The organism is Streptomyces bauhiniae (assembly GCF_004784475.1).
GTDB classification, from domain to species: Bacteria; Actinomycetota; Actinomycetes; order Streptomycetales; family Streptomycetaceae; genus Streptomyces; species Streptomyces seoulensis.
In genome coordinates, this window is record NZ_SRRT01000001.1 from 128,822 (window position 1) to 144,053 (window position 15,232).

Genomic DNA, 15,232 nt, shown 5'->3' on the forward strand with positions numbered 1-15,232 from the left:
CGTTATGTGGACTCGCCACAGTCTGGGTGCCGTCAGGAGTTCAGATAGGTCAGCACCGCCAGAACACGCCGGTGGTCTCCGTCGCTCGGGGTCAGGCCCAGCTTCATGAAGATGTTGCTGACGTGCTTCTCCACCGCCCCGTCGCTCACCACGAGCCGGCGGGCCACGGCCGAGTTGGTCCGCCCCTCCGCCATCAGCCCCAGCACCTCCCGCTCGCGCGGGGTCAGTGCGGCCAGCACGTCCTGCTTGCGGCTGCGGCCCAGCAACTGCGCCACCACCTCCGGGTCCAGCGCCGTACCACCCTGCGCGACCCGCTCCACGGCGGCGACGAACTCGCGCACGTCCGCCACCCGGTCCTTCAGCAGATAGCCGACGCCCCGGCTGGACCCGGCCAGCAGTTCGGTGGCGTACCGCTCCTCCACGTACTGCGACAGCACCAGCACCCCGAGGTCCGGGTGGCGGCCGCGCAGCTCCACGGCGGCCCGCACCCCTTCGTCGGTGTGCGTCGGCGGCATCCGGACGTCCGCCACCACCACGTCCGGCAGCTCGCCTTGGCCGGCCAGCTCCGCGATGGCGGCGAGCAGCGCCTTCGCGTCCGCGACCCCGGCCACCACCTCGTGGCCGAGGTCGGTCAGCAGCCGGGTCAGCCCCTCTCTGAGCAGCACCGAGTCCTCGGCGATGACCACACGCACCTTGTTCTCCACGATTCCCCGAGCCCCCATACGCCTGTCGACAAGGAGGCCCAGCATTCCAGCTCCGTCAGGCGCGCCAGGGCAGTTCCGCGGTCACGACGGTCGGTCCGCCGGGCGGGGAGTCCACCACCAGGACCCCGTCGACGGCGCCGAGCCGCTCGGCCAGGCCCGCGAGGCCGGTGCCCCGGCTGGCGTCGGCTCCGCCGATTCCGTCGTCGCGGATTTGGAGCATGAGGTGGTGGGGGGTGTGCCAGAGGTCGAGGGTGGCGGTGTGGGCGTGGCTGTGTTTGCTGATGTTCTGGAGGAGTTCGCTGGCGGTGTAGTAGGTGATGCCTTCGATGGCGGGTGCGGGTCGGGTGGGGAGGTCGACGGTGAGGGTGACGGGGACGGTGCAGCGGGCGGCGATGTGGGAGAGGGCTGCGTCGAGTCCTCGGTCGGTGAGGATGGCGGGGTGGATGCCTCGGGCGAGGTCGCGGAGTTCTTTGAGGGCGGTTTTGACTTCGCCGTGGGCTTCTTCGACCATGCGGGCGGCTGTTTCGGGGTCGTGGTGGAGTTTTTCCTTGGCGAGTCCGAGTCCCATGGCGAGGTTGACCAGCCGTGCCTGGGCGCCGTCGTGCAGGTCCCGCTCGATCCGGCGGAGGTCGGCGGCGGCGGTGTCGACCACGACACCCCGGTCCGACTCCAGCTCCTCCACGCGGGCCGTCAGCCGGGAGGGGCCGAGCAGCCCGCGCACCAGCAGCCCGTCCACCGTGGTCAGCGCCCGCAGCAGCCACGGGGTGAGCAGCGTGAACACCAGCCCGACCAGCGCGGTCGCGGTGATCTCGAAGGGGTTGTCCAGGTAGACGCTGTGGTGGTCGTCCCCGTAGAGCTGGATGCCGCCCTGCCCGGCCCACATCGGGAACACCCAGAACCACAGCGGATACGTCAGCAGCGCCCAGCCGTACGTCCAGAAGCTGATGGCCACCGAGAAGGAGAACACCGCCCACGGGAAGTGGACCAGCGCGTACACCAGGTGCCGCCAGGACGAGCCGCTCTTGAGCACCGCGCCGAGCCAGGGCAGCAGCCCCGGTCCGCTGGGCCTGAGCGGCTCCGGCGCGGCCACCCGCACCTTCAGCAGCGCCCCGGCCCGCGCCCGCTCCAGCGCCCCGAAGCCCCGGCAGCCGACCAGGGCCAGCGCGAGGACCGGTACCCCGACGAAGGTCACCAGCAGGCCGGCGCCGAGCGAGATCATCGTGACCGTCCAGACGAACAGGGCGACGGCCACCGGCAGTCCGGTCAGCGCGTATCCCAGCATCCGCCAGGTCCGCGCCTCCAGCGGCGCCCGCAGCGCGGCGGGGAGGCGGTGGCGGGCCGGCTCGTCCCGGTACGGCGTGTAGTGCGTGGCCATCGGTGGTGTCCCCGTTCTCCTCATGTGGGCTTGCCTGCTCAGACTGCTGCGTGCGGCCGGGTGCGGGCCATGGCGTGCGTCCCCGTCTTGAACAGGGGGTTTTCCCTACCGTCCGGCGCGGCGCTCGTCCTCACGGTCCCGCCAGGGCAGCTCGGCGGTGATGACCGTGGGTCCGCCGGGCGGGGAGTCCACGACGAACACTCCGTCCACCGCGCCGAGGCGTTCGGTGAGTCCGGCGAGTCCTGATCCATGGGCGGGGTCGGCTCCGCCTACGCCGTCGTCGCGGATTTGGAGCATGAGGTGGTGGGGGGTGTGCCAGAGGTCGAGGGTGGCGGTGTGGGCGTGGCTGTGTTTGCTGATGTTCTGGAGGAGTTCGCTGGCGGTGTAGTAGGTGATGCCTTCGATGGCGGGTGCGGGTCGGGTGGGGAGGTCGACGGTGAGGGTGACGGGGACGGTGCAGCGGGCGGCGATGTGGGAGAGGGCTGCGTCGAGTCCTCGGTCGGTGAGGATGGCGGGGTGGATGCCTCGGGCGAGGTCGCGGAGTTCTTTGAGGGCGGTTTTGACTTCGCCGTGGGCTTCTTCGACCATGCGGGCGGCTGTTTCGGGGTCGTGGTGGAGTTTTTCCTTGGCGAGTCCGAGTCCCATGGCGAGGTTGACCAGCCGTGCCTGGGCGCCGTCGTGGAGGTCGCGTTCGATCCGGCGGAGGTCGGCGGCGGCGGTGTCGACCACGACTCCCCGGTCCGACTCCAGCTCCGCTATCCGGCGCTCCAGCTCGTCCGACGGCGCCAGCAGCGCGCGGGCCAGCGCCCGGTCCACGTTCGCCAGACCCCGCGCCAGATAGCCCAGCACCGGCCACAGCACGAAGAACGCGACCATCATCGTGGTGAAGGTCAGCACGCCCCAGGGCAGCCGGATCAGGCAGTAGAGCAGCGACCGCCAGCCCACCGGGTCCCGCAGCGCCTGCCACAGCCGCCGCACCACCCCGCCGCTCCGGGCGAACAGCAGCGGCGACGGTTCCGGCACCCGCACCCCGAGCAGCACGCGCACCCGCGCCCGCTCCAGCCTGCCCAGCAGCCGGGCGCCCAGCAGGGAGCCCGCCAGCAGCGGCAGCCCGAGTACCGTGACGGTGAGGCCCCCGCTCACGGACAGCACGGTGACCGCGTACACGAAGCCCACCACCGCCAGCGGCAGGTTCAGCAGGAGATGCGCGATCTCCTTCCAGGTGTGCGCGTCGAAGGCGAGCCGGGCGGACGGCGGACGGCCGGGGTCGCCGGCCGGTCCGGCGGCGGGAGCGGGAGCGGTCATGGCGGCCAGCCTGCCGTGCCCGAAGGCCCGTACGCCATGCGGTGGACCGCCTTCCGGGCCCTGGGGAAAACCCCACCCCCGGCCTCGCTGGGCGTCACGGCCTGCTTACGGGCGCTTTATCAGGGCCTAGACTCCCGTGCGTACGCAAACCTCCGGCCGCATCCGTCACACGATGCGCGGAGGCCACGGAGGACACCCGGTCAGGGAGCGAGGGACGGACGGTGCGGGAGACGTTGGGGGTGACGACGGTCGCCGCGGGCGGCACCGGGTCGGACTACTTCGGGTCCTACTCGGTCGTGGGCCTGCTCGCCGTCGTCGGCGTGCTCTTCGTCGCGGCCGCCTTCGGCGCCGGCCGCCTGCTGCGGCCCGTCGTGCCGACCCCCGAGAAGCTCATGACCTACGAGTGCGGCGTCGACCCCGTCGGGGAGGGCTGGGCCCACACCCAGGTCCGGTACTACGTCTACGCCTTCCTGTACGTCATCTTCGCCGTCGACTCGATCTTCCTGTTCCCCTGGGCGACGGTCTTCGCCGCCCCCGGCTACGGCGCGGCCACCCTGGTGGAGATGTTTATCTTCCTGGGCTTCCTCGCCGTCGGCCTGCTGTACGCCTACAAGAAGGGCGTCCTGACATGGACGTGAATCCGGCCGCCCCCGAGCCGGTGCTGCTGCCCGAGCCGAAGCGTCTGGGCGCGCTCGCCCGGCTGGCCCCCGAGCCGATGAAGGTCGTCCTCAACTGGGGCCGCCGCTACTCGCTCTGGGTCTTCAACTTCGGCCTCGCCTGCTGCGCGATCGAGTTCATCGCCGCGTCGATGGCCCGCCACGACTTCATCCGGCTCGGCGTCATCCCCTTCGCGCCGGGCCCCCGCCAGGCCGACCTGATGGTCGTCTCCGGCACGGTCACCGACAAGATGGCGCCCGCCGTGAAGCGGCTGTACGAGCAGATGCCCGAGCCGAAGTACGTCATCTCCTTCGGCGCCTGCTCCAACTGCGGCGGGCCGTACTGGGACTCCTACTCCGTCACCAAGGGCGTCGACCAGATCATCCCGGTCGACGTGTACGTGCCGGGCTGCCCGCCGCGCCCCGAGGCGCTGCTCCAGGGCATCCTCAAGCTCCAGGAGAAGATCGCCCGCGAGTCGCTGGCCGAGCGGTACGGTTCCCGGCCGTCCGCCGCCGCGCTCCAGAGCGACCTGGTACGTCCGCCGGCCGTGCCCTCCGCGGAGGGGGGCGCGCGATGACCGCGCCCGGCTGGCTGCCCGCCCCGGTGGACGAACTCTTCGGCCCCGACGCCACCGCCGAGGAGTCGTACGACGTCCTCACCGTCGACGTGCCTCCCGCCGCGTGGCTCACCGCGCTTCAGACGGCCCGTACGACGCTGACCTGCACCTACTTCGACTGGCTGAGCGCGGTCGACGAACCCGGTACCGGCTTCCGGGTCTCCGCCCACGTCGTCGCCCTGCACCCGGTGCGCCGGCTGCTGGTGCGCACGACCGTCCCGCACGAGGCGCCGGTGCTGCCGAGCGCCGTCGGCGTGTACGCGGGCGCCGCCTGGCACGAGCGGGAGACCCACGAGATGTTCGGGGTCGACTTCACGGATCACCCGGGCCTGGACCACCTGCTCCTCCCGGAGAACTTCGAGGGCCACCCCCTCCGCAAGGACTTCGTCCTCGCCGCCCGCGTCGCCAAGGCGTGGCCGGGGGCGAAGGAGCCCGGCGAGTCGGAGCACGGCGGCCCCAAGCGCCGCCAGATGCTGCCGCCGGGGGTGCCTGATCCCAACGAGTGGGGCCCGCTGAAGGGGCAACTGCCGCCGGCGCCGTCGCGTCCCGCGAGGGGGGCGGCGGCCGGAGAGCGTCCGGCCCGGCGGGCTGGGGGTGCTGGAGCGGAGGAGACTGCTCGGCCGCGCCGGGCTCGCAGTGCGAGCGAGGGGTCGGCCAGTCAGGCGGCATCGGAGTCGGGGGCTGCTGCTGGGCCTCGGCGGATGCGGAGTGCGAGCGAGGGCTCGGCGAGTCAGGGTGTTTCGGAGTCGGGTGCGGCTGCTGGGCCTCGGCGGACGCGGAGTGCGAGCGAAGGCTCGGCCAGTCAGAGTGCGGGGGAGCCGGATGCTGGGGCTCCCGGTCGGCGGATGAGGGGTGCTGGCGACGGCTCTGCGAGTCAGGTGGCTCCGGAGTCGGGTCCGGCTGCTGGACCTCGGCGTACGCGGAGCGCGGACGAAGGCTCGGCCGCCCAGGGCGCGGGGGAGCCGGGCGCCGGGGCTTCGCCGCGCCGGATGCGGAGCGCTAGCGAGGGTTCGGTCAGTCAGGGTTCGGCGGAGCCCGGCGCCGAGGCGCCGCAGGGATCGCGCAGGTCGCGCAGCGCCGCGCAGGGATCGGCCTCGCAGCGGACCGGGACGCCCGAGCCTGCTGAGCCCTCAGCACCGGCAGAGCCGACCGAGCCTTCGGAACCGAGCGGAGCGAGTGGGCCGACTGAGCCTGTCGAGCCCGCGCAGCCGACCGAGCCGAAGAAGCCGGCCCAGCCAGCGCAGCGTCGCAGCGCGGACGCGCCCTGGCATCACGCCCGGCCGGCCTTCGAGGAGGCCGACGAGCCGCCGAAGACACCCCCTGCCCCCGAGCAAGAACCCACCGACACCCCCGACGACCCCGCAGGAGGCGCGCAGTGAACGACGTGCTGGACGTCGCCCTGCGACTCGTCGTCGTGTTCGTGGTGTTCCTGACGTTCCCGCTGGTCATCGGCCAGACCGAGCACAAGGTGATGGCCCACATGCAGGGCCGCCTCGGCCCGATGTACGCGGGCGGCTTCCACGGCTGGGCCCAACTGGTCGCGGACGGCGTGAAGTTCGCGCAGAAGGAGGACGTGGTCCCGGCGGGCGCCGACCGCCGCGTCTTCCAACTCGCCCCGGCAGTCGCCCTGCTGCCGTACCTCCTCGTACTGCTCGCCATCCCGATCGGCCCGAGCGCCGGTGCCGTAGGCCAAGTGCTGGACGCCGGCATCTTCTTCGTGCTCGCGGTGATGGGCGTGGGCGTCCTCGGCTCGCTGATGGCGGGCTGGGCCAGCGCGAACAAGTTCTCCCTGCTGGGCGGCCTGCGTACCGCCGCCCAGTTGCTCGCGTACGAACTCCCGATGCTGCTCGCCGCCGCCTCCGTGGCGATGGCGGCCGGCACGGTCTCGCTGCCCGGCATCGTGACCGCCTTCCACTGGTGGTGGCTGCCCTGGCAGCTCACCGGCGCGGTGGTGTTCTTCGTCGCCGGACTCGCCGAGCTGCAACGGCCGCCGTTCGACATGCCGGTGGCCGACTCGGAGATCATCTTCGGCGCGTACACCGAGTACACCGGCCTGCGCTTCGCCCTGTTCCTGCTCGCGGAGTACGCGGGGATCGTCGTCCTGTGCGGTCTGACCACCGTGCTCTTCCTGGGCGGCTGGCACGGCCCCTGGGGTGCCGACGGGCTCGGCTGGGTGTGGACCCTGGTGAAGACCGCGCTCCTCGCCTTCCTGGTGATCTGGCTCCGCGTCACCTACCCCCGGCTGCGCGAGGACCAGCTCCAGAAACTGTCCTGGACCGTCCTCGTCCCGCTCGCCCTCGCCCAGATCGCCCTCACCGGCGTCGTCAAGGTGGTGACCGCCTGATGTCCGTCCCCTTCTCCGGCCTGGCCAAGGGCCTCGCCGTCACCCTGCGCACGATGACGAAGAAGACGGTCACCGAGCAGTACCCCGACGTGCAGCCCGACCTCCCGCCCCGCACGCGCGGAGTGATCGGCCTGTTCGAGGAGAACTGCACGGTCTGCATGCTCTGCGCCCGTGAGTGCCCCGACTGGTGCATCTACATCGACTCCCACAAGGAGACCGTCCCGGCCGCCGCCCCCGGCGGCCGCGAGCGCAGCCGGAACGTCCTCGACCGGTTCGCCATCGACTTCTCCCTCTGCATGTACTGCGGCATCTGCATCGAGGTCTGCCCCTTCGACGCGCTGTTCTGGTCCCCGGAGTTCGAGTACGCCGAGACCGACATCCGCGAACTGACCCACGAGCGCGACAAGCTCCGCGAGTGGATGTGGACCGTCCCGGCCCCGCCCGCGCTGGACCCGCACGCGGAGGAGCCGAAGGAGATCGCCGCCGCCCGCAAGACCGCCGACAAACTGGCCGCCGCCCAGGCCGCCGAGCAAGCGGAACAGACCGCCGGACAGACCGACCAGACCCCGGACCAGGAGGGAGACCAGTGAGCCTCGCCGCCACCGCCCCGCACGGCTTCCTGTCCCCGACCGGCGTCGAGATCACGTTCCTCCTCGTCGGCCTGGTCACCCTCGGCGCCGCGCTGATCACCGTCACCACCCGCCAGTTGGTGCACGCCGCCCTGTGGCTGGTGGTCACCCTCGGCGGCCTGGCCGTCGAATACCTGCTGCTCACCGCCGAGTTCATCGCCTGGGTCCAGGTCCTCATCTACGTCGGCTCCGTCGTCGTCCTCCTCCTCTTCGGGCTGATGCTCACCCGCGCCCCCATCGGCCGCTCCCCGGACGCCGATTCGGGCAACCGGCTGCCCGCGCTCGTCGTCGCCGTGGGCGCGGCGGGCGCCCTGGTCTGGGTGGTGACGGACGCGTTCCGCGCCACCTGGATCGACCTGGACGGCCCGGCCGCCGGCACCACCCGCGTCACCGGCGAGAGCCTCTTCCGGCACTGGGTGCTGCCCTTCGAGGCGCTGTCCGTGCTGCTCCTCGCGGCCCTGGTCGGCGCGATCGTGCTGTCCCGCAAGAGCAAGGCGGAGGCGGCCGGCACCCCGAGCCTGGCCAAGACCCCCGGCGACAAGGAAGGCGCCCGCTGATGCACCTCGCCTATCCCGCCGTACTCGCCGCCCTCCTCTTCTGCACCGGCCTCTACGGCGTCCTCGCCCGTCGCAACGCCATCCTGGTCCTGATGTCGGTCGAGCTGATGCTCAACGCCGTCAACCTCAACCTCGTCGCCTTCGACGTCTGGCTCAGCCGGGCCGCGAAGGACACCCTGCACTCCGGCCAGGCGCTGACCCTGTTCACCATCGCCATCGCGGCCGCCGAGATCGGCATCGGCCTGGCGATCGTCCTCGCCGTCTACCGCGACCGGGGCACCGCCGACATCGACCGGCTCCGCGACACCGCCGAGACCCCCGGCGACGACCCCGACCACCCCGACGCCTTCGGGACCGAGAAGGCTGAGGCCACCGCGTGACCACGACCACCCTCGCCGCGCTCGTCCCCCTCCTGCCCTTCCTCGGCGCCGTCGCCGGACTCCTGCTGGGCCGCACCGCGCCCGGCTTCGTCCGCCCGCTCGCCGTGCTGCCACCGCTGGCCTCGCTCGTACTGGCCGCGCTGGTCGCGGTCCGCCAGGGCGGCGGCCGGGCCGTCGACGCGTCCACCCTGCTGACGCCCACCGGCTCGGTTCCGGTCGACCTGGCGCTGCACATCGACGGCTTCGCCGCGCTCGTCGCGATCCTGGTGGCCTTCGTGGCGGCCTGCGTGCAGATCTACTCCACCGGCTACCTGCGCGACGACCCCCGCTACCCCTCCTACGCGGCCCTCGTCTCCCTCTTCACCTCCGCGATGCTCCTCGTCGTCTACTCCGGCGACCTGATCGTGCTGCTGGTCGGCTGGGAAGTCATGGGCATCTGCTCCTACTTCCTGGTCGGCCACTACTGGGGCACCCCCGAGGCCCGCGCCGCCTCCCTCAAGGCGTTCCTGGTCACCAAGCTCGGTGACGTCCCGTTCCTGATCGGCCTGTTCGCGCTCGGCACGGATGCCGGGTCCTTCCGCATCACCCGCGTCCTCGGCGCCGTGGCGAGCGGCGGACTCGACCACCCCACCCTGATCGCGCTGCTGCTCCTCGCGGGCGTGGCGGGCAAGTCGGCGCAGTTCCCGCTGCACACCTGGCTCCCCGACGCGATGGCGGGCCCCACGCCCGTCTCCGCGCTGATCCACGCGGCCACGATGGTCGCCGCCGGTGTCTACTTCGTAGCCCGTCTCCTCCCCGTGTTCGAGGCGTCCGCCGCCGCGATGACGGTCCTCGCGGTGATGGCCGCCGTCACCATGCTGGGCTCCGGCCTCGCCGCCCTCGCCCAGGACGACATCAAGCGCGTCCTCGCCTACTCGACGATCGGCCAGCTCGGCTACATGACCGGTGCCCTCGCCGTCGGCGACCGCGGTGCCGCCGTCTTCCACCTCCTCTCCCACGGCGCCTTCAAGGCGCTGCTGTTCCTCGCCGCCGGAGCCGTCATCCACGCCGCCGGCACCAACTCGCTGGCCGCCATGTCCCGGATGAGCCACCTGCGCGACCGCGTCCCGGACGCCTTCTGGACGATGACCGTGGCCCTGCTCGCGCTGGCCGCGATCCCGCCGTTCAGCGGGTTCTTCTCCAAGGAGTCCGTCCTTGGCGCCGCCGAACGCCTCGCCACCGGCCACCCCGGCCCGGCACCGGGCGCCGCCGGCTGGATCGTGCTCGTCGCCGCGCTCGCCACGGCCCTGCTCACCGCCGCCTACGCCACCCGGCTCTGGCTGCTGGCCTTCCGCGGCCAGGGCGCCGAAGCCCCGGATCACGGCCGTCAGCCGCTCACCATGACCGTGGTGCTCTGGGTGCTGGCCGTGCCCTCGCTGGCGTTCGGCGCGCTCGCCTACCGCACGCTCCCCGGCTGGTTCGACGGCGGAAGCCTCGCGCCCACCCTGCTCACCTCCATCCTCGGCACCGGCCTCGCCGTGGTCGGCGGCCTGCTCGCCTACGGCGCCTGGCAGCGTGCCGCCGCCCGGGCGTCCCGCGTCCCGCTGGGCGCCGTCGCCGCCCATCCGGAGGGCGACGCGGGCCTGGTCGAGGCCGAGGCCATCGCCGCCCACGAACCGGCGTACGGCGACATCGCGGAGGCCCGCGACCCGGCCGACCCCGGCCGCCTGCTGCTCGGCCCGCTGTACGGGCCCGCCGCGTCGGGCTTCCACCTGGACGCCGTGTACTCGGCGCTGTTCGTCCGCCCGGTACTGGGCGCGGCGAGCCTGGTCCGCTTCCTGGACCGCGAGGTCGTCGACACCTACGTACGCGGCGCCGCCGCCCTGCCCCGGCTGCTCGGCGCGGCCGTACGGCGGGCGCAGACCGGCAATGTGCAGACCTATGTGAGCGCGCTGCTCGCCGGCACCGTCGTCCTGACGGTCGCCGTCCTCCTCGTCGCCTCGGGAGCGTGAGCGGGCGTGATCGGTATCAGCGAATCAGTGATGCAGTTCCTTCTGGCGTTCGTCGTCGCCGTACCGCTCCTCGGCGCGGCCGCTGCCCTCCTGCCGGCCCCGCCCGGACTGAAGGGCAGGTCGCCCGAGCAGGCCGTGCTCCGGCACGGTGTGACCGTGACCGGTGTGGTCCTCATCGCCGCGATCGTCCTGGCGCTCGGCTTCGACCACGACCACCCCTCGAAGATGCAGGCCACGACCGACATGAGCTGGATTCCCGCACTCCATGTGCGCATCCACCTCGGCATCGACGGCATCTCCCTCCCCCTTCTTCTCCTGACCGCGCTGCTGACCTTCCTCTGCGCGCTCCACTCCTACTTCAAGCCGCCCGCGGGGCCCTCCCCGAAGGCGTTCACCGCCCTGGTCCTGCTGCTCGAAGGGGGCACCCTCGCCTCCTTCGCCGTGCTCGACCTCGTCCTGTTCTTCCTGGCCTTCGAGACCGTGCTGATCCCGATGTACTTCCTCATCGCCCGCTGGGGCGGCGAGGGCCGGACCCGGGCCGCGTGGAAGTTCATCCTGTACACGCTGCTCGGCTCCGTGATCATGCTGCTCGGCCTGCTCCTGATCGGGACAGAAGCGGGCACATTCGACATGGTGGCACTCGCCACTGACAACGGCCGGTCGCTGACCACATCCGTGCAGGTCATCGCCGTTCTGGCGATCGGGATCGGCCTCGCCGTGAAGGCGCCGATGTGGCCCCTGCACAGTTGGCTGCCGGACGCCCACACCGCCGCCCCGACCGTCGGCTCGGTGCTGCTGGCCGGCGTCCTGCTGAAGATGGGCACGTACGGGTTCGTCCGCATCCTGCTCCCGGTCGCGCCCGACGGCTTCCGGGTCTTCGCGCCGTACCTCGCCGCGTTCGCCGTGGTCGGGATCATCTACGGGTCCCTGGCCTGCCTCTCGCTGGCCAGGCGGGGCGCGAAGGGCGATCTGAAGCGGCTGATCGCGTACTCCTCGGTCGGCCACATGGGCTTCGTGCTGCTCGGCATCTCGACCATGACCCCGACCGGCGTGAACGGCGCCCTGTTCGCCAACATCGCCCACGGCCTCATCACCGGCCTGCTGTTCTTCCTGGTCGGCGCGCTGAAGGACCGCACCGGCAGCACCGACCTCGACACCCTGGCCGCGCACAGCGGGGGCGCCCTCTACGGAAGGGCCCCGCGGCTCGGCGGGCTGCTCGCCTTCGGCGCCGTCGCCTCGCTCGGGCTGCCCGGACTCGCCGGGTTCTGGGGCGAGATGCTCGCCCTGTTCGGCGCGTTCCAGCCCGCCGCCGGCCTCAGCCGGGCCGCCTACCTGGTCTTCCTGGCGATCGGCGCCTTCGGCACCCTGCTGACCGCCGCGTACCTGCTGGTCGTGGTCCGCCGCGTCTGCATGGGCGACCCGCGCCAGGACCTGCCCGAACTCGCCGACGTGCGCGGCTACGAGTTCGCCGCCTGGACCCCGCTCGTCGTCCTCACCGTCCTCGCCGGACTCTGGCCCAGGGCCCTGCTCGGCCTCAGCGACCCGGCCGTGCAGCAGCTCCTCGCAGGAGGCACCCGATGACCGCCCTGGCCCAGTCCTTCGGCGGCCACGCGGCCGAGTACGCGCTGCACACGGCGTCCTCGGCCGCGGTGAAGCACCTGGCCGCACCCGCGGTGAACGCGCTGATCCAGTCCGTCGACTGGCTCGCCATCGCCCCGCCCGTCATCGTCGCCGTCACGGCCCTCGCCGTGCTCGTCACCGACCTGTTTCTGCCCGAGGCCCGCAAGCCGCTCCTCGGGTGGTTCTCCGTCGCCGGCCTGGCCGCCGCCGCGCTCATGCTGCTGCCGCTGCTGGACGGCGACCGTGCCACCTTCTGCCTGACCGGCTCCACGCGCGCGTGCAGCTACACCGCCGACCACTTCACGGTCGTCATCCAGTTCCTCGTCCTCGGCGGCGCCCTGCTCGCGGCCCTGCTGTCCGTGACCGGCGTCCAGGACGACCGGCGGCGCGTCCCGGCGGGGGAGTTCTGGTTCCTGCTGCTCTCCTCGGCGGCCGGCGCCGCCCTGCTGCCCGCCTCCCGCGACCTCGCCACCCTGATCGTCGCCCTGGAGGTCGCCTCCCTGCCCGCCTTCGCCCTGGTCGGCATCCGCCACGGCGAGGCCCGCTCGGCCGAGGCCGCCCTGAAGTTCTTCCTCTCCTCGGTCACCGCCACCGCCGTCAGCCTGATGGGCGTCAGCTTCGTCTACGCCGCCACCGGCACCGTGCACCTCACCGAGATCGCCCGCCGCCTGCCCGGCGTCGACGGCCAGCTCCACACCCTCGTCCAGACCGGCGTCGTCCTCACCCTGGTCGGCTTCGCCTTCAAGACCGCCGCCGTGCCCTTCCACTTCTGGGTGCCCGAGACCTATGTGGGCGCGCCGCTCCCGGTCGCCGCCTACCTCTCGGTCGTCGGCAAGGCGGTCGGCTTCTCCGGCCTGATCCTCGTCACCGTGGTCGCCTTCCCGTCGTACGCCGACGTCTGGGGCCCCGCCCTCGCCGTCCTGGCCGCGCTCACCATGACCGCGGGCAACGCCGGCGCGCTGCGGCAGCGCTCCACGCGCGCGTACAGCGCGGTACGGCTGCTCGCCTGGTCCTCCATCGGCCAGGCCGGCTACCTCCTGGTGCCGATCGCCGCCGCCGGGTACACGCGGGACGGCGAGAAGGCGATCGGCTCCACCGTCGCCTACGCCCTGATGTACGCCGCCGTGAACCTCGGCGCCTTCGCGGTGGCCGCCCTGGTGGGCCGTACGAAGCCGCTCAACCGGCTCGCCGACTACCGGGGCCTGTACGCCACCAACCCCGTCACCGCCGTCCTCCTGGCCTTCTTCCTGCTGTGCCTGGCCGGGCTCCCGCCGGGCGTGATCGGACTGTTCGCCAAGGTCACGGTGTTCTCGGCGGCCGTGGACGCCGGACTCGGCTGGCTCGCCGTGGTCATGGCCGTCAACGTGGTGATCGCGCTCTACTACTACCTCCGGTGGACGGCCCTGCTGTTCCGCGCCCCCGAGGGCGAGCCCGTACGGCACCGCGTCCCCGCCCCGCTCACCGTCGCGCTCGCCCTCACCGCGGCCGTCGGCGTGGCCCTCTCGGGCGCACCCCAGTTGGTGCTGCGCTTCGCCGCCACGACCCTCTTCTGACGGGCGCGGCGCACCTCGCTCACTCGTACGGGTGTCCGCGCCACCGCGCCCACCTGGGAACTCGTGGCCTTCGCCTGGCGTTGTCCTGATCGGGAGGGTCCACTGGACCGAAGGGTTCCCGCGCCGCACGATCGGGAGGGTCAGGGTGCACCGCCGGCACAACGGGCTCAGGACCGCAGTACTTCTCGGGGCGCTGTCGGCGATCATCATCGTCATCGGCAGCTTCTTCGGCCGTACGGGGCTGATCGTCGCGGTCCTGGTCGCGCTCGGCACGAACGCGTACGCGTACTGGAACAGCGACAAGCTGGCCCTGCGCGCGATGCGGGCGCGCCCGGTGAGCGAGTTCGAGGCGCCCGAGCTGTACCGGATCGTGCGCGAACTCTCCACGCAGGCCCGCCAGCCCATGCCCCGGCTGTACATCTCGCCCACGGAGGCGCCCAACGCCTTCGCCACCGGCCGCAACCCGCGCCACGCGGCCGTCTGCTGCACCGAGGGCATCCTGCGCCTGCTCGACCCCCGCGAGCTGCGCGGGGTCCTCGGCCATGAGCTGAGCCACGTCTACAACCGGGACATCCTCATCTCGTCCGTGGCCGGCGCCCTCGCCTCGGTGATCATGTTCCTGGTCAACTTCGCGTGGCTGATCCCGGTCGGCCGCTCGGACGACGACGAGGGCCCGGGCCTGATCGGCATGCTGCTGACCATGCTCCTCGGCCCGATCGCGGCCACCCTGATCCAGATGGCCGTCAGCCGCTCCCGCGAGTACGAGGCGGACGCGTCCGGCGCCCAGCTCACCGGCGACCCGCTGGCGCTGGCGTCGGCGCTGCGCAAGCTGGAGGGCGGCACGCAGCAGCTCCCGCTGCCCCCGGAGCCGCGTATCGAGACCGCGAGCCACATGATGATCGCCAACCCGTTCCGGCCCGGCCAGGGACTGTCGCGGATGTTCTCCACGCACCCGCCCATGGCCGAGCGGATCGCCCGACTGGAGAAGATGGCAGGTCGAAACCGGTGAAGACCCTTCTGAACATCATCTGGCTCGTCCTGAGCGGCTTCTGGCTGTTCCTCGGCTACGTGCTCGCCGGCGTGCTGCTGTGCGTCACGATCATCGGCATCCCCTTCGGGATCGCCGCCTTCCGCATCGCCGTCTACGCCCTGTGGCCCTTCGGGTACACCACCGTCGAGCGCCGGGACGCGGGCGCGCCGTCGTGCGTCGGTAATGTGCTCTGGCTGGTGCTGGCGGGGTGGTGGCTGGCCCTGGCCCACATCACCACGGGCATCGCGCTGTGCCTGACGATCATCGGCATCCCGTTCGGCATCGCCAACTTCAAGCTGATCCCGGTGTCGCTGCTCCCGCTGGGCCGCGAGATCGTCCGGACCGACGAGCCGTTCGGCGCGCGCGTCGCCTGAGGCAACCGGAACCCGCCCGCGCGGCGTCCTGGCAGGGGACAGGGCACACCGGCTTCTTACGGAGCGCGGGTGTGCGGACGCGGCGCCGAAGGGCAGG

Annotated in this window: 15 protein-coding genes; 12 read left to right on the top strand and 3 right to left on the bottom strand. The window is 72.2% G+C overall.

What is annotated here, in order from left to right:
- Positions 1–32: 32 nt before the first annotated feature.
- The 3 genes from E5083_RS00640 to E5083_RS00650 form a co-directional block, all read right to left on the bottom strand.
- Positions 33–692: a response regulator transcription factor gene (locus tag E5083_RS00640; protein WP_135784374.1), complete on the bottom strand. Its 660-nt coding sequence runs from the start codon at positions 690–692 to the stop codon at positions 33–35.
- Positions 693–759: 67 nt separating this feature from the next.
- On the bottom strand, positions 760–2,079 hold the full coding sequence (locus E5083_RS00645; RefSeq protein ID WP_135783656.1) for a sensor histidine kinase: 1,320 nt from the start codon (positions 2,077–2,079) through the stop codon (positions 760–762).
- A 105-nt stretch (positions 2,080–2,184) separates the two neighbouring features.
- Positions 2,185–3,384 (bottom strand): sensor histidine kinase, encoded by a 1,200-nt coding sequence (locus tag E5083_RS00650; protein ID WP_135783657.1) that lies wholly within the window; start codon positions 3,382–3,384, stop codon positions 2,185–2,187.
- Positions 3,385–3,605: 221 nt separating this feature from the next.
- Here E5083_RS00650 and E5083_RS00655 point away from each other — a divergent pair, with 221 nt between their 5' ends.
- The 12 genes from E5083_RS00655 to E5083_RS00710 all read left to right on the top strand — a co-directional run bounded on the left by E5083_RS00655 (position 3,606) and on the right by E5083_RS00710 (position 15,135).
- Complete coding sequence (locus tag E5083_RS00655) at positions 3,606–4,022, top strand: NADH-quinone oxidoreductase subunit A (protein WP_135783658.1); 417 nt, start codon at positions 3,606–3,608, stop codon at positions 4,020–4,022.
- Positions 4,013–4,618: an NADH-quinone oxidoreductase subunit B gene (locus tag E5083_RS00660; protein WP_135783659.1), complete on the top strand. Its 606-nt coding sequence runs from the start codon at positions 4,013–4,015 to the stop codon at positions 4,616–4,618. The genes E5083_RS00655 and E5083_RS00660 overlap by 10 nt, the downstream gene beginning before the upstream one ends.
- Positions 4,615–6,036 carry an NADH-quinone oxidoreductase subunit C gene (locus tag E5083_RS00665; protein ID WP_135783660.1) on the top strand — a complete coding sequence of 474 codons (1,422 nt, stop codon included), beginning with the start codon at positions 4,615–4,617 and terminating at the stop codon, positions 6,034–6,036. The genes E5083_RS00660 and E5083_RS00665 overlap by 4 nt, the downstream gene beginning before the upstream one ends.
- Positions 6,033–7,001, top strand: coding sequence for a complex I subunit 1/NuoH family protein (locus E5083_RS00670; protein ID WP_135783661.1), 969 nt, complete (start codon positions 6,033–6,035; stop codon positions 6,999–7,001). Before E5083_RS00665 ends, E5083_RS00670 begins: the two co-directional genes overlap by 4 nt.
- Positions 7,001–7,591 carry a NuoI/complex I 23 kDa subunit family protein gene (locus E5083_RS00675; RefSeq protein WP_425276680.1) on the top strand — a complete coding sequence of 197 codons (591 nt, stop codon included), beginning with the start codon at positions 7,001–7,003 and terminating at the stop codon, positions 7,589–7,591. The genes E5083_RS00670 and E5083_RS00675 overlap by 1 nt, the downstream gene beginning before the upstream one ends.
- Positions 7,588–8,187 carry an NADH-quinone oxidoreductase subunit J family protein gene (locus tag E5083_RS00680; protein WP_135783662.1) on the top strand — a complete coding sequence of 200 codons (600 nt, stop codon included), beginning with the start codon at positions 7,588–7,590 and terminating at the stop codon, positions 8,185–8,187. Before E5083_RS00675 ends, E5083_RS00680 begins: the two co-directional genes overlap by 4 nt.
- Complete coding sequence (nuoK, locus tag E5083_RS00685) at positions 8,187–8,567, top strand: NADH-quinone oxidoreductase subunit NuoK (protein ID WP_135783663.1); 381 nt, start codon at positions 8,187–8,189, stop codon at positions 8,565–8,567. The genes E5083_RS00680 and nuoK overlap by 1 nt, the downstream gene beginning before the upstream one ends.
- Positions 8,564–10,558 carry an NADH-quinone oxidoreductase subunit 5 family protein gene (locus E5083_RS00690; protein WP_135783664.1) on the top strand — a complete coding sequence of 665 codons (1,995 nt, stop codon included), beginning with the start codon at positions 8,564–8,566 and terminating at the stop codon, positions 10,556–10,558. Before nuoK ends, E5083_RS00690 begins: the two co-directional genes overlap by 4 nt.
- Before the next feature lie 6 nt (positions 10,559–10,564).
- Complete coding sequence (locus E5083_RS00695) at positions 10,565–12,139, top strand: complex I subunit 4 family protein (protein ID WP_135783665.1); 1,575 nt, start codon at positions 10,565–10,567, stop codon at positions 12,137–12,139.
- A gap of 92 nt (positions 12,140–12,231) precedes the next feature.
- On the top strand, positions 12,232–13,731 hold the full coding sequence (locus E5083_RS00700; protein WP_244317375.1) for an NADH-quinone oxidoreductase subunit N: 1,500 nt from the start codon (positions 12,232–12,234) through the stop codon (positions 13,729–13,731).
- Positions 13,732–13,876: 145 nt separating this feature from the next.
- Entirely contained in the window at positions 13,877–14,740 is an 864-nt protein-coding gene (gene htpX / locus E5083_RS00705) for a zinc metalloprotease HtpX (RefSeq protein ID WP_135783667.1), read from the top strand.
- A complete protein-coding gene (locus E5083_RS00710) occupies positions 14,737–15,135 on the top strand; it encodes a YccF domain-containing protein (RefSeq protein ID WP_135783668.1) in 399 nt (132 codons plus the stop codon). Before htpX ends, E5083_RS00710 begins: the two co-directional genes overlap by 4 nt.
- Positions 15,136–15,232 lie beyond the last annotated feature (97 nt).

Excerpts from the sequence above, each read along its gene's own strand:
- E5083_RS00650 (WP_135783657.1), bottom strand. The coding sequence starts at position 3,384 with ATGACCGCTCCCGCTCCCGCCGCCGGACCGGCCGGCGACCCCGGCCGT.
- E5083_RS00665 (WP_135783660.1), top strand. The coding sequence starts at position 4,615 with ATGACCGCGCCCGGCTGGCTGCCCGCCCCGGTGGACGAACTCTTCGGC.
- E5083_RS00645 (WP_135783656.1), bottom strand. The coding sequence starts at position 2,079 with ATGGCCACGCACTACACGCCGTACCGGGACGAGCCGGCCCGCCACCGC.
- E5083_RS00675 (WP_425276680.1), top strand. The coding sequence starts at position 7,001 with ATGTCCGTCCCCTTCTCCGGCCTGGCCAAGGGCCTCGCCGTCACCCTG.
- nuoK (WP_135783663.1), top strand. The coding sequence starts at position 8,187 with ATGCACCTCGCCTATCCCGCCGTACTCGCCGCCCTCCTCTTCTGCACC.
- E5083_RS00660 (WP_135783659.1), top strand. The coding sequence starts at position 4,013 with ATGGACGTGAATCCGGCCGCCCCCGAGCCGGTGCTGCTGCCCGAGCCG.